Origin of the sequence: Streptomyces lincolnensis, assembly GCF_021173675.1 — a bacterium.
GTDB classification, from domain to species: Bacteria; Actinomycetota; Actinomycetes; order Streptomycetales; family Streptomycetaceae; genus Streptomyces; species Streptomyces lincolnensis_B.
In genome coordinates, this window is sequence record NZ_JAIHON010000018.1 from 26,498 (window position 1) to 46,765 (window position 20,268).

At 70.5% G+C, this 20,268-nt stretch carries 18 protein-coding genes and 1 pseudogene; 10 read left to right on the top strand and 9 right to left on the bottom strand.

The window, feature by feature from the left end:
* The first annotated feature begins 157 nt into the window (after positions 1–157).
* Together K4B79_RS40115 and K4B79_RS40120 are read left to right on the top strand one after the other, a co-directional pair.
* Positions 158–2,086 (top strand): 2-oxoacid:acceptor oxidoreductase subunit alpha, encoded by a 1,929-nt coding sequence (locus K4B79_RS40115; protein ID WP_232032365.1) that lies wholly within the window; start codon positions 158–160, stop codon positions 2,084–2,086.
* Entirely contained in the window at positions 2,079–3,194 is a 1,116-nt protein-coding gene (locus tag K4B79_RS40120) for a 2-oxoacid:ferredoxin oxidoreductase subunit beta (RefSeq protein WP_232032366.1), read from the top strand. Before K4B79_RS40115 ends, K4B79_RS40120 begins: the two co-directional genes overlap by 8 nt.
* Before the next feature lie 65 nt (positions 3,195–3,259).
* Here K4B79_RS40120 and K4B79_RS40125 read toward each other — a convergent pair whose 3' ends face one another.
* Together K4B79_RS40125 and K4B79_RS40130 are read right to left on the bottom strand one after the other, a co-directional pair.
* Positions 3,260–3,517 carry a hypothetical protein gene (locus K4B79_RS40125; protein WP_232032367.1) on the bottom strand — a complete coding sequence of 86 codons (258 nt, stop codon included), beginning with the start codon at positions 3,515–3,517 and terminating at the stop codon, positions 3,260–3,262.
* 158 nt (positions 3,518–3,675) lie between these two features.
* Entirely contained in the window at positions 3,676–4,254 is a 579-nt protein-coding gene (locus tag K4B79_RS40130; protein WP_269464536.1) for a DUF6082 family protein, read from the bottom strand.
* 316 nt (positions 4,255–4,570) lie between these two features.
* On the opposite strand from K4B79_RS40130, the gene K4B79_RS40135 reads away from it, so the two are divergent.
* The gene (locus tag K4B79_RS40135; RefSeq protein ID WP_232032369.1) at positions 4,571–5,425 is read left to right on the top strand and encodes an SDR family oxidoreductase; all 855 of its coding nucleotides are present in this window, start codon (positions 4,571–4,573) and stop codon (positions 5,423–5,425) included.
* Between the two features lie 225 nt (positions 5,426–5,650).
* Positions 5,651–6,673 carry an EamA family transporter RarD gene (gene rarD / locus K4B79_RS40140; protein ID WP_232032517.1) on the top strand — a complete coding sequence of 341 codons (1,023 nt, stop codon included), beginning with the start codon at positions 5,651–5,653 and terminating at the stop codon, positions 6,671–6,673.
* An 80-nt stretch (positions 6,674–6,753) separates the two neighbouring features.
* On the opposite strand, the pseudogene K4B79_RS40145 reads toward rarD, so the two are convergent.
* A pseudogene (locus tag K4B79_RS40145) lies at positions 6,754–7,920 on the bottom strand (MFS transporter); the annotation flags it as partial.
* 90 nt (positions 7,921–8,010) lie between these two features.
* On the opposite strand from K4B79_RS40145, the gene K4B79_RS40150 reads away from it, so the two are divergent.
* From K4B79_RS40150 to K4B79_RS40160, 3 genes are all read left to right on the top strand, one after another.
* Positions 8,011–8,442, top strand: a complete 432-nt coding sequence (locus K4B79_RS40150; protein WP_232032370.1) for a winged helix-turn-helix transcriptional regulator — start codon at positions 8,011–8,013, stop codon at positions 8,440–8,442.
* Positions 8,443–8,479: 37 nt separating this feature from the next.
* Positions 8,480–8,947, top strand: coding sequence for a VOC family protein (locus K4B79_RS40155; RefSeq protein WP_232032371.1), 468 nt, complete (start codon positions 8,480–8,482; stop codon positions 8,945–8,947).
* 111 nt (positions 8,948–9,058) lie between these two features.
* Entirely contained in the window at positions 9,059–10,015 is a 957-nt protein-coding gene (locus tag K4B79_RS40160; RefSeq protein WP_232032372.1) for a M28 family metallopeptidase, read from the top strand.
* Between the two features lie 125 nt (positions 10,016–10,140).
* Here the strand turns inward: K4B79_RS40160 and K4B79_RS40165 are convergent, their stop codons facing one another.
* Entirely contained in the window at positions 10,141–11,574 is a 1,434-nt protein-coding gene (locus K4B79_RS40165; protein ID WP_232032373.1) for a tetratricopeptide repeat protein, read from the bottom strand.
* 271 nt (positions 11,575–11,845) lie between these two features.
* Here K4B79_RS40165 and K4B79_RS40170 point away from each other — a divergent pair, with 271 nt between their 5' ends.
* On the top strand, positions 11,846–12,373 hold the full coding sequence (locus tag K4B79_RS40170; RefSeq protein WP_232032374.1) for a DUF6668 family protein: 528 nt from the start codon (positions 11,846–11,848) through the stop codon (positions 12,371–12,373).
* Between the two features lie 74 nt (positions 12,374–12,447).
* On the top strand, positions 12,448–13,050 hold the full coding sequence (locus tag K4B79_RS40175) for a flavodoxin family protein (RefSeq protein WP_232032375.1): 603 nt from the start codon (positions 12,448–12,450) through the stop codon (positions 13,048–13,050).
* A 9-nt stretch (positions 13,051–13,059) separates the two neighbouring features.
* Here K4B79_RS40175 and K4B79_RS40180 read toward each other — a convergent pair whose 3' ends face one another.
* The 5 genes from K4B79_RS40180 to K4B79_RS40200 form a co-directional block, all read right to left on the bottom strand.
* A complete protein-coding gene (locus tag K4B79_RS40180) occupies positions 13,060–13,974 on the bottom strand; it encodes an ABC transporter permease (protein ID WP_232032376.1) in 915 nt (304 codons plus the stop codon).
* The gene (locus K4B79_RS40185) at positions 13,961–14,962 is read right to left on the bottom strand and encodes an ABC transporter ATP-binding protein (protein ID WP_232032377.1); all 1,002 of its coding nucleotides are present in this window, start codon (positions 14,960–14,962) and stop codon (positions 13,961–13,963) included. The genes K4B79_RS40180 and K4B79_RS40185 overlap by 14 nt, the downstream gene beginning before the upstream one ends.
* Before the next feature lie 46 nt (positions 14,963–15,008).
* The gene (locus K4B79_RS40190; RefSeq protein ID WP_232032378.1) at positions 15,009–16,244 is read right to left on the bottom strand and encodes a LolA family protein; all 1,236 of its coding nucleotides are present in this window, start codon (positions 16,242–16,244) and stop codon (positions 15,009–15,011) included.
* Between the two features lie 245 nt (positions 16,245–16,489).
* Complete coding sequence (locus K4B79_RS40195) at positions 16,490–17,434, bottom strand: CHRD domain-containing protein (RefSeq protein WP_232032379.1); 945 nt, start codon at positions 17,432–17,434, stop codon at positions 16,490–16,492.
* Positions 17,435–17,540: 106 nt separating this feature from the next.
* Complete coding sequence (locus tag K4B79_RS40200; RefSeq protein WP_232032380.1) at positions 17,541–18,551, bottom strand: polyprenyl synthetase family protein; 1,011 nt, start codon at positions 18,549–18,551, stop codon at positions 17,541–17,543.
* Positions 18,552–18,759: 208 nt separating this feature from the next.
* On the opposite strand from K4B79_RS40200, the gene K4B79_RS40205 reads away from it, so the two are divergent.
* Positions 18,760–20,262, top strand: coding sequence for a peptide MFS transporter (locus K4B79_RS40205; protein WP_232032381.1), 1,503 nt, complete (start codon positions 18,760–18,762; stop codon positions 20,260–20,262).
* Positions 20,263–20,268: the final 6 nt, after the last annotated feature.

Below are 20,268 nucleotides of genomic sequence, written 5' to 3' on the forward strand. Positions count from 1 at the left end.
AGTAAATCGTGACAAGTCAGGGCGCCGTACCGTCTCAAAAGCGTGTCCATCATGCGAATGACCCGGGGAAGGCGACCCTCACGGTCGTAGGGTTGATCCTGGGAGGGCCCATGGGACGGCCGCTCCCGGACAGCCGCCTCTAGGGAGGTCCAGTTCAGTGACCAGCCAGGTCAGTAGCCCAGCGGAGCAGGCCGACGGAACCGTCGTGGGAGAGCAGCGCAAAGCGGCAGGGGCGAAGGACGTCCGCCGCCTGGACCGGGTGATCATCCGTTTCGCGGGGGACTCGGGTGACGGCATGCAGCTCACCGGTGACCGTTTCACCTCGGAGACGGCGTCCTTCGGCAACGACCTGTCGACGTTGCCGAACTTCCCGGCCGAGATCCGGGCCCCCGCCGGCACCCTGCCGGGTGTCTCGTCCTTCCAGCTGCACTTCGCCGACCACGACATCCTCACGCCCGGTGACGCCCCGAACGTCCTGGTGGCGATGAACCCGGCCGCCCTGAAGGCCAACGTGGGCGATCTGCCGCGCGGGGCGGAGATCATCGTCAACACGGACGAGTTCACCAAACGGGCGATGCAGAAAGTGGGGTACGCGGCCTCGCCGCTGGAGGATGGCTCGCTCGACGGTTACAGCCTCCATCCGGTGCCGCTGACCACTCTGACCGTCGAGGCCCTGAAGGATTTCGACCTCAGTCGCAAAGAGGCCGAGCGCAGCAAGAACATGTTCGCGCTCGGCCTCTTGTCGTGGATGTACCACCGGCCCACCGAGGGCACCGAGAAGTTCCTGAAGACCAAGTTCGCCAAGAAGCCCGACATCGCGGCCGCGAACATCGCCGCCTTCCGCGCGGGCTGGAACTTCGGCGAGACGACGGAGGACTTCGCGGTCTCCTACGAGGTCGCACCGGCCGCGACGGCGTTCCCGATCGGCACCTACAGAAACATCTCCGGCAACCTCGCGCTGTCCTACGGACTGGTCGCCGCGTCCCGCCAGGCGGACCTCCCGCTGTTCCTCGGGTCGTACCCGATCACCCCGGCCAGCGACATCCTGCACGAGCTGTCCAAGCACAAGAACTTCGGCGTACGGACCTTCCAGGCCGAGGACGAGATCGCCGGCATCGGCGCGGCGCTGGGCGCGGCCTTCGGCGGCTCGCTGGCGGTGACCACCACCTCCGGTCCGGGCGTGGCGCTGAAGTCCGAGACCATCGGTCTCGCCGTCTCGCTCGAACTGCCGCTCCTCGTCATCGACATCCAGCGCGGTGGGCCGTCCACCGGTCTGCCCACCAAGACCGAGCAGGCGGACCTGCTCCAGGCGATGTACGGCCGCAACGGCGAGGCCCCGGTCCCCGTCGTCGCGCCCCGCACCCCGGCCGACTGCTTCGACGCCGCCCTGGAGGCGGCCCGGATCGCGCTGACGTACCGCACGCCGGTGATGCTGCTGAGCGACGGCTACCTGGCCAACGGTTCGGAGCCCTGGCGGATCCCGGAGGTCGACGAACTCCCGGACCTGCGTGTGCAGTTCACCCAGGGGCCCAACCACACCCTGGAGGACGGCACCGAGGTCTTCTGGCCGTACAAGCGGGACCCGCAGACGCTCGCCCGGCCGTGGGCGATCCCCGGCACGCCAGGTCTCGAACACCGCATCGGCGGCATCGAGAAGCAGGACGGCTCCGGCAACATCTCCTACGACCCCGCCAACCACGACTTCATGGTCCGCACCCGCCAGGCCAAGATCGACGGCATCGACGTGCCCGAGCTGGAGGTCGACGACCCGCACGGGGCGCGGACGCTGGTGCTGGGCTGGGGATCGACGTACGGGCCGATCACCGCGGCCGTCCGGCGGCTGCGCACGGCCGGTGAGTCGATCGCGCAGGCCCATCTGCGCCACCTCAACCCCTTCCCGGCCAACCTCGGCACCGTCCTCGCGCGCTACGACAAGGTCGTGATCCCCGAGATGAACCTCGGGCAGCTCGCCACGCTGATCCGGGCGAAATACCTGGTCGACGCCCACTCGTACAACCAGGTCAACGGAATGCCGTTCAAGGCCGAACAGCTCGCCACGGCTCTCAAGGAGGCCATCGATGGCTGAGACGTCCACGGAAGGCACGGGCACGATCGAGGCGCTCTCGCTCGTTCCCAAGGCCGAGGCCCGCCAGTCGATGAAGGACTTCAAGAGCGATCAAGAGGTCCGCTGGTGCCCCGGCTGCGGTGACTACGCCATCCTCGCCGCGGTCCAGGGCTTCATGCCGGAGCTGGGCCTGGCCAAGGAGAACATCGTCTTCGTCTCGGGCATCGGCTGCTCGTCCCGCTTCCCGTACTACATGAACACCTACGGCATGCACTCCATCCACGGCCGGGCGCCGGCGATCGCCACCGGCCTGGCCGCCAGCAGGCGCGATCTGTCGGTGTGGGTGGTCACGGGTGACGGCGACGCGCTGTCGATCGGCGGCAACCACCTCATCCACGCCCTGCGCCGGAACGTGAACCTCAAGATCCTGCTCTTCAACAACCGGATCTACGGCCTCACCAAGGGCCAGTACTCGCCCACCTCCGAGGTCGGCAAGATCACCAAGTCGACCCCGATGGGCTCGCTGGACGCGCCCTTCAACCCGGTCTCGCTCGCCCTCGGCGCGGAGGCGTCCTTCGTGGCGCGGACGGTGGACTCCGACCGCAAGCACCTCACCGACGTGCTGCGCCAGGCGGCCGCCCATCCGGGGACCGCGCTGATCGAGATCTACCAGAACTGCAACATCTTCAACGACGGCGCCTTCGAGGCCCTCAAGGACCGACAGCAGGCCGAGGAGGCGGTGATCCGCCTGGAGCACGGGCAGCCGATCCGCTTCGGCGGTGGGGGCACCGCCCGCTCGAGCGAAGCCGAGAGTGGGGGACTGTCCAAGGGGGTCGTCCGGGACCCGGTGACGGGCGATCTCAAGGTGGTGGCGGTGACGCCGGACAACGAGGCCCAGGTACTGGTCCACGACGCCCACGCCGCGTCCCCGACCACCGCCTTCGCCCTCTCCCGCCTCGCCGACCCCGACACCCTCCACCACACCCCGATCGGCGTCCTGCGCTCCGTGGACCGGCCGGTGTACGACACCCAGATGTCGGACCAGCTGGACGCGGCGATCGAGCAGAACGGCAAGGGGGATCTGGGGGCACTGCTGGCGGGCGGGGACACCTGGACGGTGGTGGGCTGACGTCCGCAGGGCCCGGATGCACATCGCACCCGGGCCCTTGGTCTCACGCGTCTCTCACACGTCTCTCACGCGTCGGGGATGTCCTTCTTGGCTCGGATGAGGGTCTCGCGGGTGATCACGACGATGCGCTCGTAGTCGGCTCTTGCGGCGTCCGGAGGAAGGTGGGGGTCGAGAGCGGCGGTGGCTTCGGTTCCGATGATGGCGTAGTTACCGTCAGACAGCTCAAAGAGGTCCGGGCAGGTCTCGCCGGTATGGCTTCCGCGTTGCTGCGGGGAGGCGCCGATGCGGCGGGAGATGCGGACGGACGAGAGCTCATGGCGCAACTGAGCAGCCCCCTTTCGGAGCCCTGCGTGGGCCCCGCACATCGAGAGTGAGGGGCACTCGCACCCCTCACTCCGGGAGTCACCGTGACCCTGCCAAAGCATGCTCACCGTGCCGCCGCTCACACATTTGCACCCCCGTGCGCCGCACAAGTGCCCGCTCAGTCGCCGGGCGGCTCCGGCGCGGGACCGACGATCCACCACTCCTCCGGATCGTCGGCGAGTTCGTCGAGCAGGGCGTCGACGGCCTCCCCCACCAGCCGTTCCAGCGAGCCGTCGGCGAGACTGCGCCGGTGCTCGACCGTGTGCTCCCAGTACTCCGCGAAGATCTCGTTGCGGCACAGGACGCGGAGGTGGCCGAGGAGTTCGCTCCAGTCGATGTTGCCGGTGCGGTGCGAGAGCACGATCGTGGCGTACTCCCGGTTGGCGAAGAGCATCTGGCGGCGCTTGTGGTCGGAGATGCCGCGCAGGGTGCTCATGGCGGCGGCGAGCGTGGGGTCGTCGATGGCCCGGTCGAGCTGTTCCGTGAGGAGGCGGTGCATCTGGATCTCGTTGGCCCGGCGGAGTTCCTGTCCGATGCCGTGGAGCTCCTCGCCCAGCTGAGCGATCCGGCGGACCAGTTCCCGCTGCGCCTCGCGGCGCCGGCGGCGGGCGTCCCGGCCGAGGGGCGACCAGACCAGCCCCAACCCCGCCACCATTGCAGAACCGATCCGCCTAGCGGCTGGCGTCAGTGTGGTCATGTCACGGAAACCCCCGGGTGCAGTGTCCACTCCCCCTCCAGCCTGCCCGGCAAAGCTCACGGGCGCGGGAGGCGTGGAGGGGGCGCACGGGTGGACATGCCGCCCCCGTGGCGCGACGCCCTGACGGGCGTGTGCCCCCTGGCGCCGTCCCCGTCCACCCTCCTGCACAGCCCCCGCCCACCCTCCTGCGCAGCCGTTCCCACCCGCACCCTTACCTTGAAGTAAGTGCCTTACGTCAAAGTGGGTACTTTCCAAGAGTTAGCGCACCTCCTAGGGTTAGTGACAGAAACACACCCCCGCAAGGAGATCGCAGACCATGAGCATCGTTGTCACCGGAGCCACCGGACACCTCGGCCGTCACGTCGTGGAGCAGTTGCTGGAGAAGGTTCCGGCGGAGCAGATCACCGCGGTCGTGCGGAACGCGGAGAGGGCGGCGGACCTCGCCGACCGCGGGGTGAAGATCGCGCTGGCCGACTACAGCGCCCCCGCCTCCCTCGACGGGCTGTTCAGCGCCGGGGACAAGGTGCTGCTGATATCCGGCAGCGAGGTCGGGAACGACCGCGTCGGCCAGCACACGGCCGTGATCGACGCCGCCAAGGCGGCCGGTGTCGCCCTGCTCGCGTACACCAGCGCCCCCGGCACCCTCACCGCCGCGCTCGCCGACGACCACCGCGGCACCGAGAAGGCGCTGCTGGCCTCCGGCCTGCCCTACACGCTGCTGCGCAACGGCTGGTACAACGAGAACTTCACCGAGAACCTCGCCCCCGTCCTGGAGCACGGCGCCGTCGTCCAGGCCGCCGGTGACGGCCGGATCTCCAGCGCCTCGCGCGCCGACTTCGCCGCCGCCGCCGTCGCCGTACTGACGGGCGAGGGCCACGAGAACCAGACGTACGAGCTGGGCGGCGACGACGCGTGGAGCTTCGCCGAGTACGCGGCGGAGGTCAGCAGGCAGACCGGCCGGGAGATCCCCTACAACGCCGTCCCCGTCGAGGTCTACACCGGCATCCTGACGGGCGTCGGCCTGCCCGAGCCGCTCGCCGCGATCCTCGCCGGCGTCGACGCCTCCATCGAGAAGGGCGAGCTGGTCGTCACCTCCGGCGACCTGGCCCGTCTGACCGGCCGCCCGGCCACCCCGATCTCCGAGTCGATCGCGGCCGCGCTCAAGGGCTGACCGGGTTCAAGGCCGATCCCGCGCTCAAGGGCCGACCGGTCGGCACGCACACCCCCCGAGCGCCCCAGGGCCACACTCCCCCCAAGGTCCTGGGGTTCGCACCACCGGCACCCCCGGCTGTCACGACCGTATGGCGATACGGGTATGACAGGCGGGGGCGCTCGGCGTTACCGTCGTGCGGGCCGGCAGGTGAGCAGGACGTGCGAGGGAGGACCCGTGAGCGGGATGCCGAAGGGGCCGAGGGGTGAGCAGCGGACAGGTCTGCTGAACGGCTTCGCGGCGTACGGCATGTGGGGGCTCGTCCCGCTCTACTGGCCGCTGATGAAGCCCGCCGGAGCGGTCGAGATCCTCGCCCACCGGATGGTCTGGTCCCTCGTCTTCGTCGCCGTAGCGCTGCTCGTCGTACGCCGTTGGGCGTGGGCCCGCGAGCTGCTGCGGCAGCCGCGCAAGCTCGGGCTCGTCGCGGTGGCCGCGGCGGTCATCACCGTGAACTGGGGCCTGTACATCTGGTCCGTGAACACCGGGCGGGTGGTCGAGGCCTCGCTCGGGTACTTCATCAATCCGCTCGTCACGATAGCGATGGGCGTGCTGCTCCTGAAGGAGCGGATGCGGGCCGTGCAGTGGGCGGCGGTCGGGGTCGGTTTCGCCGCGGTCCTGGTGCTGACCGTCGGGTACGGGCGGCTGCCGTGGATCTCCCTGACCCTCGCCTTCTCCTTCGCCACCTACGGCCTGGTGAAGAAGAAGGTGAACCTCGGCGGAGTGGAGTCGCTGGCCGCAGAGACCGCGATCCAGTTCCTGCCCGCGCTCGGCTACCTGCTGTGGCTCGGCTCGCAGGGCGACCTCAGCCTCACCGCCGAGGGCCCCGCGCACGCGGCCCTGCTGGCCTCCACCGGCATCGTCACCGCGCTCCCCCTGGTCTGCTTCGGCGCCGCCGCGATCCGCGTGCCCCTGTCCACGCTGGGGCTCCTGCAGTACCTGGCGCCGGTCTTCCAGTTCCTGCTCGGCGTCTTCTACTACCGCGAGGCCATGCCGCCCGAGCGCTGGGCCGGTTTCGCGCTGGTCTGGCTGGCGCTGACGCTGCTGACCTGGGACGCGCTGCGTACCGCCCGCCGGGCCGCCCGCACGCTCAGGAGCGAGACCGCCAGGCCCAGCAGCACCATGCCGACGGGCACCGTCAGCGCCGTACGGAAGGCGGAGAGCGTGGTGTCTGGGTCGGAGCCGCCGGCCTCGCCGACCGCCAAGCCGTAGACGGCCGTCACCGCCGAGATCCCGATCGCCGAGCCGAACTGGGTGGCGGTGTGCAGCAGCCCGCCCGCGAGTCCCTGTTCGGCGTCGACGACCCCTTCGGTCGCCATGATCGTCAGCGGCCCGTAGGCCAGGGCGAAGGCCAGGCCGGCGACGAACAGCGTGGGCAGCATCGCCAGGTACGGCCAGTCCATGCCCACCGGCAGGAACAGCCCGTACGCCACGACCGCCAGCACGAAGCCGCCGACGATCACCCGGGCGTTGCCGAACCGGGTGACGAGCCTCGGGGTGAGCGTCGGTGCCAGCACCGCGTCGCAGCCCATGATCACGAGCGCGACGGCCGTCTGCACGGCCGACCAGCCGCGCAGTTCCTGGAGGTAGAGGGTCACCACGAACTGGAAGCCGAAGAAGGCCCCGAGGAAGAGCAGGGCCGCCAGGTCCGCGCGCACGACCGAGGGCGTCCGCAGGATCCCCAGCCGGACCAGCGGCGCGGCCGAGCGGCGCTCGACACCGACGAAGACGGCCAGCAGTACGAGCGCCACGAGCCCCGTGCCCACGGTCGACGGCCAGTCGTGCAGGCCGTGTTCCAGGCGTACGACGGTGTAGGCGGCCAGCAGCATGGCGCCGGCGGCGGTGACCGCGCCGGGCAGGTCGAAGCCGCGCCGGGTGAAGGGCGGCGCCTCCTGCCGCGGCACCACCCGCACGGCCGCGAGCAGCAGGGCACCGGCCAGCAGCACCGGGGCGAAGAACACCCAGCGCCAGTCGAGCTCGGTGAGCAGCCCGCCGATGACGAGGCCGAGCGAGAAGCCGCCTGCCCCGGTGCCGGCGAACACCAGCAGCGCCTTCTCGCGCTGCGGGCCCTGCTCGTACGACGTCGTGATCAGGGACAGCGCGGCCGGCGTCATGAACGCGGCGGCGACGCCGGTGACGAAGCGGGCGACGACCAGCATCCAGCCCTCGGTCGCGAAGCCGCCGAGGCCGGAGAAGACCAGGAAGACGGTCAGCCAGGTCAGGAACATCCGGCGGCGGCCGAGCAGGTCGGCGGCGCGTCCGCCGAGGAGGGTGAAGCCGGCGTACCCGAGGACGTAGCCGCTCATCACCCAGGCCGCGGTGCCGGTCGTCAGTCCCAGTTCGGATCTGATCGACGGGATCGCTACCGCCATCATCGCGATGTCGGCGCCTTCCAAAAAGATCGTTCCGCACAGGACGAGCAGCAGTGCCCAGGCACGTCTGTCCATACGGTCGCCCATGGCAACGCTCCAGAGAAATAGGGGGAGTTACGCAAGTGAGGGTCGGTTCCCTCTTGTAACCACCCCCAGCCTCCGGCAGCATCGACAGACATGGAAGAAGGCACTTCTAAGTCACCGAGTAACTGCGTGAGTACCGACTACGGCGACGCCGACCCCTTCCAATGGGACACCCGCGAGGACTGCCAGGTACGGCAGATCCTCGACCGGATCGCCGACAAGTGGTCGCTTCTCGTCATCGCGCTGCTGGACAACCGGCGGCTGCGCTTCACCGAACTGCGCCGGGAGATCGACGGCGTCAGCCAGCGGATGCTGACGGTGACGCTGCGCTCGCTGGAGCGGGACGGCCTGGTGAAGCGGACCGTGCATCCGGTGGTGCCGCCGCGCGTGGAGTACGAGCTCACCCCCCTGGGCGCGACCCTGCACGCCACGATCCAGTCCCTGGTGACCTGGACCGAGGCGCACCAGGAGGAGATCGCGGCGGCCCGGGAGACGTACGACCATCGCGAGGCCGAAGCCGTTTAGGACAGCCGCTGACCTGAAGCCTGGCTATAAGGGAGGCATGACTGACACAGCACCCACGCCTCTCCACTGGAAGCTCGTCGTCGACGCCGGTGACCCGCACGCCCAGGCCGAGTTCTGGGCGGCGGCGCTGCACTACGAGGTCGAGGACAACGACTCGCTCATCCAGGGGCTGCTGGAACACGGCGCCCTGCCCCGCGAGGCCACCGTCGAGTTCCGCGGCCGCCTCGCCTTCCGGGACCTGATCGCCGTACGGCATCCGGACGACCCGTACGACGAACGCAGCGGCACCGGTCTCGGGCGGCGGCTGCTGTTCCAGCGGGTGCCGGAGGCGAAGACCGTCAAGAACCGGCTCCACCTGGACCTGCACTCCGGCGAGGGACGGATGGAGAGCGAGGTCGCACGGCTGACGGAGCTGGGGGCGAGCGCGCTGCGGGAGGTGAAGGAGCCGTCGGGGCACTGGGTGGTGATGGCGGATCCGGAGGGGAACGAGTTCTGCGTGCAATGAGGTGAGCGGTCCGCTATGCGAACTGCCTTGACCGGATTGCGCTCTTGACGGAGCGTCAGCCTCAGCTTCACCATCGGGCACCCATTCCCTGAGGAATTCGGAGCCCCCCACATGAAGCTCTCGGTTCCCGGACGCGCCGCGGCCACCGCCGTCGTCGCGGCCGTCTCGCTCCTGGTCGGCGGATCCATGGCGGGCGCCACCCCCGCCGGCTCCGCCGGTCCCGCCCTCGCCGCCGCACCCGACATACCGGTGGCGAGTGTCAAGGCGCACCTCGCCCAGTTCCAGTCCATAGCCACCGCCAACGGCGGCAACCGGGCGCACGGCCGCCCCGGCTACAGAGCCTCGCTCGACTATGTGAAGGGCAAGCTGGACGCCGCCGGGTTCACCACGAGGATCCAGCAGTTCACGGCCTCCGGACGCGTCGGCTACAACCTGATCGCCGACTGGCCCGGCGGGGACACCGGCCAGGTCGTCATGGCCGGCTCGCACCTCGACAGCGTCTCCTCCGGTCCGGGCATCAACGACAACGCGTCCGGTTCCGCGGCCGTCCTGGAGACCGCGCTCGCCGTCTCCCGGGCGAACCTCCAGCCCACCAAGCATCTGCGGTTCGCCTGGTGGGGCGCGGAGGAGCTGGGCCTGGTCGGCTCCCGCTACTACGTCAACAGCCTGTCCACCGGGGACCGTTCGCGCATCAGCGGCTATCTCAACTTCGACATGATCGGCTCGCCGAACCCCGGTTACTTCGTCTACGACGACGACCCGGCCATCGAGAAGACCTTCCAGGCGTACTTCACCGGGCTCGGTGTGCCGACGGAGATCGAGACCGAGGGCGACGGCCGTTCCGACCACGCGCCGTTCAAGAGTGCGGGCGTGCCGGTCGGCGGCCTCTTCACCGGGGCGAGCCGCGCGAAGACCGCCGCCCAGGTGACCAAGTGGGGCGGGACCGCGGGGGTGGCCTTCGACCGCTGCTACCACTCGTCGTGCGACACGACGGCCAACATCAACGACACGGCCCTCGACCGGAACAGCGACGCGGTCGCGTACGCGGTGTGGGAGCTGTCGGAGTAGGCACGGCCGACTCGTCCCGGCGCCGGTCTCGGCACCGGTCTCAGCACCGGCACCGGTCTCGGCACCGACCGCAGCTCCGGCCGGGGCTGCGGTCGGCCGTCAGCGTTCGGAGCTGTGGCCGGCTGTCAGCTGTCGGTGCGGGCTCGTTCGGTGAGGCGGTTCATGCGGGCGTGGGCCGCCTCCAGCCGTTCCCTGTCGTCCGCGGCCGGGCCGTCCTCCGCGGCGAGTTCGTCCCACAGTTCGATCAGCGCTCGGCCCAGGTCCAGGCCCTGCCGCGGATCCCGTACGGCGCGCCAGGCGGTGGCCGCGCTCTGGATGTTGCCGTACGCGGACTCCGCCTCGCGGGTGCGGTGGTGGATGTGGGCGAGGTCGAGCGAGACCCGGAAGGCGTGGGCCGGATCTCCGGCCAAGTAGGCGATGTACGCGGCCAGTTCGCGCAGCCGCAGCACTTCCGGGTGCTCCGGGCCCAACGCCTCCGACGCCTCCGCCACGGTGCGCTCCGCCAACTCCGCCGCCGCGTCCGTCCGCCCCGCCTTCACCGCCTCGCTGATCCTCCCCATCGGTTCCGCCAGCACCGCGGGCACGCTGCTGTCCCCCGGGGACGTCAACAGCTCGTCCCCGAGCACGGCCTCGGCCACGGCGTCGAAACCCCGGGGCGGCGTGGGGGCTTTGGGGGCGGCGTCGAGGTCGTCGGGGAGGGGGGTGGGGAGGGGAGCGGGGGTGCGGGTGGAGGTCGGAGTGGGAGTGGAGTCGGTCGTGGGGAGAGGGGCCGGGTCGGGGAAGGAGACGGGGGCGGGGGCGGGAGGGGGCGTCGGCATCGGTCCGGGCGGGGACATCGGTCCGGGCGAAGGCAGGGGGGCGGGGGACGCGGGAGGGGTGTCCATCACCGGCGGGGGCCCGAACTCCCCGGTGGGCGGTACGACCGTCCCCGGGGCGGGAGCCTGGGGCGCGTCGGACAGAGCCCGCAACGCGAACGTCGGCGCGACCTCGTCACCCACGACCCGCATCCGGAACGTCGGCACCTCGTCCCGCACGGGCTCACCACCCTGGGCGGGCGCGGCGTCCTGCTCCCGAGGGGCTTCGGCGTCGCTCACCGGCTCCACGTCGTAGTGCGCCCACTGAGGCCGTACGTCGGCCGCCCGACCCCTGAAGGAAGCGGAACCCTCCGGAAGACCCCCCACACCCTCCGCGCCCGGCACGTCCCGCGCTTCCCTCACGTCCCGTGCTCCCACCGGCGGAGCCATCCGTACCGGTTCCGTCGTGAAATCGCTGGAGCCGTCGGGGGCGATGTGGAGGGGGACGACGTAGCCGATGCGTTCGTCGTGGATGGTGGCGAGGACGGGGTGGCCGGTGGTGAGGGCCAGGTGGTGGAGGTGGTCGAGGACGGCCTGCTGGACCTCCTGGCCGGGGGCGGCGGTGACCTGGACGCCACCGACCCAGGCGGAACCGGTGCCGGGCGCGGCGTCCCCGGGGACGTGGACCTCGATCGGCGCCGCCCCCACGGCGGGCCGCGGGATGGGGTGCTGGGCGCGCTTCTTGTCGCGGCTGAGACGAGACATCGGTTCCCTCACTCGGATGCGTCGGTAGGTCGCCGGACATCGCGATCGGGTTCCATGGTGCTCCCTCCCGCCGACGGGCCCGAGTCCCAGCGTCAAGATCCGGTCGTATACGTACTGTCGAGTCTCTCCGCCCCTGGCCGGTTCTCACGTCACCATGCCGTCACAGCCTCGTTCCAGGAACTCACGCCTCGTCAGAAACGTCTTCCGGATGCCGCGCGCACCGCCGGGTAGGAGCGGCTGACCAGGGAGGAACGCCGACATGGGGACGGTCATGCGAACGGACGGACAGCTCGGACCGGAGATCTGGATCCGCGGCCCGGTGGCCACCCCGCACCCGGGGCCGCACTCCGGCCTCCCGGAGCCCGCCCACGCCTCCGCCGTCCCCCGGCGGCACTCCTTCGTCGGCACCCACGGCGGCGCCGGCACCTCCACCCTCGCCACGGTCTACGGCGGTCACGACTGCGGACGTGACTGGCCGGGCCCGGCCGACCCCCGCTCGGTCCTGCTGGTCGCCCGTACGCACGCGGCCGGTCTGCAGGCGGCCCTGCACGCCCTGGAGGTGTTCCGGCGCGGCGAGGCCCCGCCCGGCCTCGATCTCGACGCGGTCGTGCTGGTCGCGGACGCCCCCGGCCGGCTGCCCCGCCCCCTCGCCCAACGGATCAGGACGATCGAGTCGGCCGTCGACGTCCACCGCGTCCCCTGGGTCTCCGCCTGGCGTCTGGGCGACCTCACCGGCCCTCCGCCCCGCGAGACACGGGACCTGGCCCGTCTCACCGGGTCCGCCTCCCCCGGCCGATGATTGCGGCGACTTGATGCGTATGCATAAAATGCGTACGCAATGAGTCGTCGTACGCTCATCATCTGGGGGACCTCATGACCCGCCGCTTCCTGTTCGTGCTGGGCAGCAGCCGTGCCGAGAGCAACACCGAGATGCTGGCCCGCCGGGCGGCCGAGCAGCTCCCCGCCGACGTCGAGCAGCAGTGGATCAACCTCGCCGAGCATCCGTTGCCGGAGTTCGTGGACCTGCGGCACGACAGCGACCACGTCCGGCCCACGGAGGGGAATCCCGGGCTGCTGTTCGACGCCACGATCGCGGCGACGGACATCGTGATCGCGTCCCCGCTGTACTGGTACTCGCTCTCCGCCCCCGTCAAGCGCTACCTCGACTACTGGTCGGGCTGGCTGCGCATCCCCGGCGTCGAGTTCAAGGCGACGCTCGCGGGCCGCACGCTCTGGGGTGTCACCGCGCTCGCGCACGAGGAGTTCGAGGTCGCCGATCCGCTGGTCGGCACGCTCAACAACTCGGCCGCGTACATGGGGATGCGCTTCGGCGGGGTGCTGCTGGGCAACGGCAGCAAGCCCGGTGACGTCCTCAAGGACACCGAGGCGCTGGCCCGCGCGAAGACGTTCTTCGCGCGGGAGGCACCGCTCGCCCGTTTTCCCTACGAGACCGACGAGACCCGCGAGACCGACTGAGCCCGACCTTCAGGATCCGATGTCCTTCGTCGTGAACCGCGCCCAGGCCGCCGAGCCGAACACCACCGCGTACAGGGCCTGGAGGCCGAGGTTCTTCGTCAGGTCGTCCCAGTAAATCGGCTCGCGCATGAGGTCGGCGAAGGACAGCCAGTAGTGGGAGAAGAAGTACGGGTGGAGCGCGTCCAGTTGGGGGATCTGGTCGAGGATCTGGACGGTGATGAGCAGGCCCACCGTGGTCGCCATCGCCGCGATGCCGCTGGTGGTCAGGGTCGAGACGAACAGGCCGAGGGCGGCCACGCCGATCAGTGACGCGGCGACCACCAGGGCGATCAGGAGGGCCCGGAGCAGACCGTCCGTGAAGCTGATCGTGGTGCCGGAGATCGTCGTCAGGTCGCCCAGGGGGAACAGCAGGGCGCCGACCGTCAGCGCCGAGACCCCCACGACCAGGGTCGCCACCAGGCAGAACGTCATCACCGTCGCGTACTTGGTGAGGAGCAGGCGGGTGCGGCCGGCCGGGGCGACCAGGAGGTAGCGGAGGGTGCCCGCGTTCGCCTCGCCGGCTATCGCGTCGCCCGCGATGACGCCGATGGCCATCGGCAGGAAGAAGGGGAGGGTGGCGGCGAGGGCGGTGAAGACGAGGAACAGGCCGTTGTTGGTGATCTGGGAGATGAAGGCCGGACCGCCACCACCCGCGCCTCCGGCGGAGGAGCCGTCGCCTGTCTCGATCTTGACTGCTATGCCTACGAGGATGGGGACGGCCGCGAGTACGCCGAGTAGGGCGAGGGTGCGCCAGCGGCGGAAGGTGGTGTGCAGTTCGTTGCGGAAGAGGGTGCCGTAGAAGGTTGTACGGCGGCTTTCCCTTTGTGGGGGCTGGTCGCGCAGTTCCCCGCGCCCCTGAGGGGCGTCTACCTCAACCCGCGACATCGAAGCCCTCCCCCGTCAGCGCCACGAACGCGTCCTCCAGTGAAGCCCGTTCGACCACGAACCCTCGGACGCGGACGCCCGCTGTCACCAAGGCGGTGTTGAGGTCGGCCAGTTCGCGGTCCGGCGGCTCCGCCGTCACCCGGTCCTCCGTGATGACCACGTCCGACGCGCCCTGTTCCTTCAGCACCCGTGCCGCCTCCCCCGCGTCCGGTGTCGTCACGACCAGCCTTCCCCTCGTCCCCGCCGCCAGGTCCGTCACCGCGCCCTGGGTGATCAGGCGGCCCTGGGCCATGACGGCGGCGTGGGTGCAGACCTGTTCGATCTCGTCGAGGAGGTGGGAGGAGAGGAAGACGGTGGTGCCGTCGGAGGCGAGTTCGCGGATCAGGGAGCGGATCTCGCGCATGCCCTGGGGGTCGAGGCCGTTGGTGGGCTCGTCGAGGACGAGGAGGCGGCGGGGCTGGAGCAGGGCGGCCGCGAGGCCCAGGCGCTGCTTCATGCCCAGGGAGTAGGCCTTGGCCTTCTTGCCCGCGGCGGCGGTGAGGCCGACCCGGTCCAGGGCCGCCGCGACGCGAGCTCGCCGGGTACGCGGGTCGGCGGTCGGGTCGGCGGCGTCGTAGCGGACGAGGTTGTCGCGGCCGGAGAGGAAACCGTAGAGGGCGGGACCCTCGATGAGGGCGCCGACGTGGGGCAGGACGGTGCGGGCGGAGCGGGGCATGGGGCGGCCCAGGACGCGGGCCGCGCCGGAGGTGGGCTCGATGAGGCCCATCAGCATGCGGATCGTGGTGGTCTTGCCGGAGCCGTTCGGGCCGAGGAAGCCGAAGACGCTGCCCGCCGGGACGGTCAGGTCGAGACCGTCCACGGCGAGCTGTCCGCCGCGGTAGCGCTTGGTGAGCGCGCGGGTGTGGATGACGCTGTCGTGGATGACGTCGTCGTCCACACCCGGGGAATCCGGCTCGGACTCCGGTTCCGTGGCGGGCGTATCGCCCATCGGCTCCCTCGATTCGTCGTGCTCGTACGGCGGTTGCCGGGTGCGCCTACTTGCCGGCGTCGGCCGCCTTGACCAGGGCGGCCTTGTCGACGGCGCCGACGTAGACCTTGCCGTCGTCGGTCATCAGGGCGTTGACCAGGCGGGTCGAGAAGACCGTGCCCGAGCCGAACTTGCCGGTGACCTTGTCGCCGAGCGAGTCCAGGAAGCCGCCGAACTGACCGCCGGCCTCGGAGCCGGAGGGCATGCCCTCGCCGCCGGTGTCGAAGACGGCGACGGAGTTCCAGCCCTCGCCGATGACCTTCAGACCGTCGAGGCCCTTGCCGAAGTCCTCCTCGGGCCTGGCGTGCCGCTCGGCGCCCTCGTGGCCTTCGCCGCCCTGGATGTCCTCACCCTTGATGTCCTCGCCCTCCGTGACCTTCGCGCCCTTGGGCGGGGTGAAGTCGAAGGTGGACGCGGCCGGCTTGGCGAAGCTGACCTGGGTGAAGCCCGCGTCGACCACGGCGGCGCCGCCGCTGGACGGGGTGAGCGTGAACTTCAGCGGCAGCCCGGTCTTCGAGTCCACGGCCACGGTGATCTGGCCGACGGTGGACCCGGAGTCCTTGGGCTTGATGACGAGCCGGTAGGCGTCGCGGCCCGCGACCTGCGCGGTGCCGTCGACGGTCACCGAGGTGGTGTCGTCGACCGCCTTCAGGGCCTCCTCGGCCATCTCCTGCGGCGTGGCCGGGGCGGCCTGGTCCTTGCCGTCCTCCGCGCTGCCGGAGGTGGTCGAGTGGTAGACCTCGTTGGACTTGCTGTCGTAGCCCCAGACGTCCTTGCCGTTGTGGATCACGCTGTACTCGGAGGCGCTCTCCAGCAGCGAGAGTTTCTGCTTGTCGGGGCCGTCGGCGGCGACGCGCAGGGTGTGCGTGCCGGTGGCGAGCTCGGTGAGCTTGCTCGACGGGTCGGCGGAGGAGCCGCCGTCGCCCGACTCCATGGCGCCGGAGGCCAGGCTGCTCTCCAGACCGCCGAGGTCGGGCAGTCCGAGATCCGTGGTGATCTTCACCGTGCCGGACAGCTGCTCCACGTCCGAGGCGGCGATCCTCTCGATGAGTTCCTGCGCGCTGATCTTCGGCAGATCGGGGTCGCCGGAGTCGGCGAGCGCCGGGACGAGCCCGATGGTCGCCGCCGCCACCCCCACCACCGCGACCGGGACGACGTACCGCGCGGCTTTGCGCCGCCGGGCCGCGCGCAGGTCGTCGACCTCCGCGGCGGTCGCGCTGTCGTCTGATGCGAACGGTGCCATGTGTGCCTTACCTCCGTCGTCGGCGGCGGCTGTCGAACTCCCTTACGTCCACCCCGTAGCCGCCATTCTCACCCGAATCGGTGAGGAGTGGTGTTTTCCGTTGTGTCCATCTCACCAAATCGGCCAGGAGCATTCGTCAACCCGCGGGCTCAACTCCATGTACACCTGCGGTATGACACATGGAGGCGGCGCCTCCCCCGACCCGTAGGGGTAAGGGTGGAGACGCCGCCTCTTCGAGCAGGGGATCAGCCGCGCAGGAACACGTAGTCGGCCTGGTAGGGCACGCCGACGATCGTGCCCGACGCGCAGGAGCCGGCCGGGGCGACGCCGCCGACGGTGTTCAGCCGCAGGATCTCGGTGGTGTCGGCGAGCAGACCGTGGTGCTTGCCGGACTGGGTGGCCCTGAGGTCCAGTTCGGGGATGTTCTTCTCGCCGTTCGGGGTGCGGGAGATGACGGCTCCGGTGACCGCGCTGCCGTCCCGGGCGATCCACTGCGGGGTACCGGAGTTGGGCGCGACGAAGGAGTGGGCGATGCGCCCGGCCAGTACGGCGCTGACGTCCCGCTGCGCGAAGGCGAAGCCGCCGCCGGTGGCCGGCTTGCACTCGTAGATCTGCTTGCCCTTGAGGACGGATGCCTGGAAGTTGTGGAGCGCGTCGCGGAAGTCGAAGGCGGCGACGGTGACCTTGTGGAGCTGGCCGCGGACGGCTCCGCCGGGGAACTCGGCCGTGTGGAGGTTGGCGTAGAAGGAGGTGGGGTTCGCCTTCAGGCGGTCCAGCAGCGCGGCGTCCGCCACCTTGACCGTGCCGGTGACCGACTTCCGTTTGCTCTTGCCCAGCAGGTCGGTGAAGTCCACCTTGATGCCGCCGTTGGCGCCCCGCACGCCCTCGTGGATGTGCAGCGCGGTGGGCCGGCCCGTCCCCGCCCACTTCACGGCGACCGAGACCTTGTCCCCCCCGACCTTCACGAACTGGAGCGCGGCACCGTCCCGGTCCCCGACGGCCGGGCCGCCCGCCACCGGGACCTCGTTGGCGCCGCGCAGGCTGGCGGCGAGGACGGTGGCTTCCTTGCCGCCCGGGGTGTCGGTCGCGGCGGCGGGGACCGTCGCGGTGGCGACACCTCCGACGGCTGCCACGGCGACCGCGGTGACGAGCAGGCTCTGCCGGCGCATCGAGAACGTGTTCATGCCCATGGTGTTTTCTCCCCGTATCGCGGCCGACGTCTGCTGCGGCGGCCTCTGGGCATGAATACGGAAGGGATCCCAGTTTGGACTTGGTCCAAGAAAGTGACGTACGTCACTAGCCCGCGCGATGCACCACCGCGTCGCAGAGCTCCATGAGCGCCGCCTTCGCGTCGCACTCCCGCAGCGGCGCCAGCGCGGACCGCGCCTCCTCCGCGTACCGGACGGTGTCCCGGCGCGCCTGCTCCAGCGCGGGGTGCGCCCGCAGCGCGGCCAGCGCCTCCGCGTGCCGGGCGTCGTCGGTCAGGTCGGAGTCGAGCAGCTCGCACAGGGCGATGTCCTCGGCGAGGCCCAGCCGCTCGGCCCGCTCCCGCAGTCGCAGCACCGGCAGGGTGGGGATGCCCTCCCGCAGGTCCGTGCCCGGGGTCTTGCCGGACTCGTGGGAGTCGGAGGCGATGTCGAGCACGTCGTCGGCCAGCTGGAAGGCGACGCCCAGCCGCTCGCCGTACTGGGTCAGCACGTCGACCACCGTCTCGTCGGCGCCCGACATCATCGCGCCGAAGCGGCAGGAGACCGCGACCAGCGAGCCCGTCTTGCCGCCGAGCACGTCGAGGTAGTGCTCGACCGGGTCGCGTCCGTCGATCGGCCCCGCCGTCTCCAGGATCTGGCCGGTGACCAACCGCTCGAACGCCTCGGCCTGCACCCGGACCGCCTCGGGACCGAGGTCGGCCAGGATGTGCGAGGCGCGGGCGAACAGGAAGTCACCCGTGAGGACGGCGACCGAGTTGCCCCAGCGGGCGTTGGCGCTGTCCACCCCGCGGCGGACGGCGGCCTCGTCCATGACGTCGTCGTGGTACAGCGTCGCCAGATGGGTCAGCTCCACCACCACGGCGGACGGCACGACACCGGGCGCATAAGGGTCCCCGAACTGGGCAGCAAGCATCACGAGCAGTGGCCGAAAACGCTTGCCCCCGGCTCGCACCAGATGCTGGGCGGCCTCGGTGATGAAGGGGACTTCACTCTTGGTGGCTTCGAGCAGTCCCTCCTCGACGGCCGCCAATCCGGCCTGGACATCGGCTTCCAGAGCCTGGTCCCGCACGCTCAGCCCGAACGGCCCGACGACGGTCACGAGGGATCTCCTGTCTGCTGGTGTCTACTGGCGATTACACGGTTTGTCGATAGGTCGCTGCCATCACTCAAGTCAGCGTATCCGGTCACGTTTCGATCACCGATAGCGCCCACCCGTCCAGGCCGGGCGGTATCGGATCATCGCGGGTATGTTTTTTGATCACCCGATATGTGCGGATATGCAATGGATTGGACGGAAGTAGCAGAGCGTGTCCCGAACCGACGTCGACACCGCCCCCGGCAACCAGCCGCCTCCCCAGGACAATCACGCGTTCTTCGGCCAGCCCAGAGGCCTGCTGACCCTCTCCGGTCTGGAGGTCTGGGAGCGTTTCTCGTTCCTCGGCATGCAGGCCATCCTCGTCCTCTACTTCGCCGACGCGGTCGCCTCCGGCGGTCTGGGCATGTCGGCCGGAACCGCCGCGTCCGTCTCGGCGGCCTACGGCACGCTCGTCTACCTGGTCTCCGTCGCCGGCGGCTGGCTCGCCGACCGCGTCCTCGGCTCCTACCGCGCGGTGCTGTGGGGTGGCGTCCTGATCGCCTGCGGCCACTACTCCATGGCCGTGCCCACCGCCACCATGACCTGGGTGGGCCTGGGGCTGATCAGCGCCGGCACCGGGCTCCTCAAGCCCAACGTGGCCACCATGGTCGGCAAGCTCTACCGCACCGACGACGACCGGCGTGACGCCGGGTTCGCCCTGTACTACATGGCGATCAACATCGGCGCCTTCGCGGGCCCGCTGATCACCGGCTGGCTCGGCGACCACCGGGGCTGGCACTGGGGGTTCTCGGCGGCCGCGGTCGGCATGACCCTCGGGCTCGTCCAGTACGTCCTGGGCCGCCGGCACCTGGCGGGGCGCGAGAACGCGGCCGAGTCCGCCCTCGCCCCGGACGCGATGCGCCGCGCGGTCCGCCTGATCGTCGTAGGGACGATCGTCGTGGCGGTGATCGCCACGGCGCTGGCGCTCGCCGGATGGCTCACCATGGGCCGGTTCGTCGACCTGCTCACGCTCATCTCGGTGATCGCCCCGGTCGTCTACTTCGCGGTGATGTTCGCGAGCCCCCGGGTCACGCGGGAGGAGCGCGGGCGGCTCAAGCCGTACATCGTGCTCTTCCTGGCCTCGACGGTCTTCAACTTCATCCTGTTCCAGGCCTACTCGACGATGATGCTGCTGGCCTCGACGAACGCCGAGACCACCCTCCTCGGCTTCGACTTCCCGGCGAGCTGGTACGCCTCCGCGCTGGGCGCCTTCGAGGTGGCTCTCGCGCCGGTCGTCGCAGCCCTGTGGGTGCGGATGGGGCGCAGCCAGCCGCACGCCTCCAACAAGATCGCGATCGGGGTCGTGCTCGGCGGTCTGTCGTTCCTGCTGATGGCCCTGCCGACGAGCGGGCACGGCGGCGGCACGTACCTGATGTCCGCCTGGTGGATCGTCGGCTCCTATCTGCTGCTCGGGCTCGGCGACATCCTGCTGGAGACCTCCGGCATGTCGGCCACCACCAAGCTCGCCCCGGTCGCCTTCTCCAGCCAGACCATGTCCCTGTGGTTCCTGTCGCTCGCCCTGGCCAACGGCATCCAGGCCCAGACGGTGAAGCTCTACGACGACGTCTCCCAGCCGGCCTACTTCGGCGTCAACGGCGCGGTCGCGGTGGCCGCGGGCCTGGCCGTGATGGCGGCCGCGCCCTGGCTGCGTCGCACCATGCACCCCGTCCACTGAGGTCAC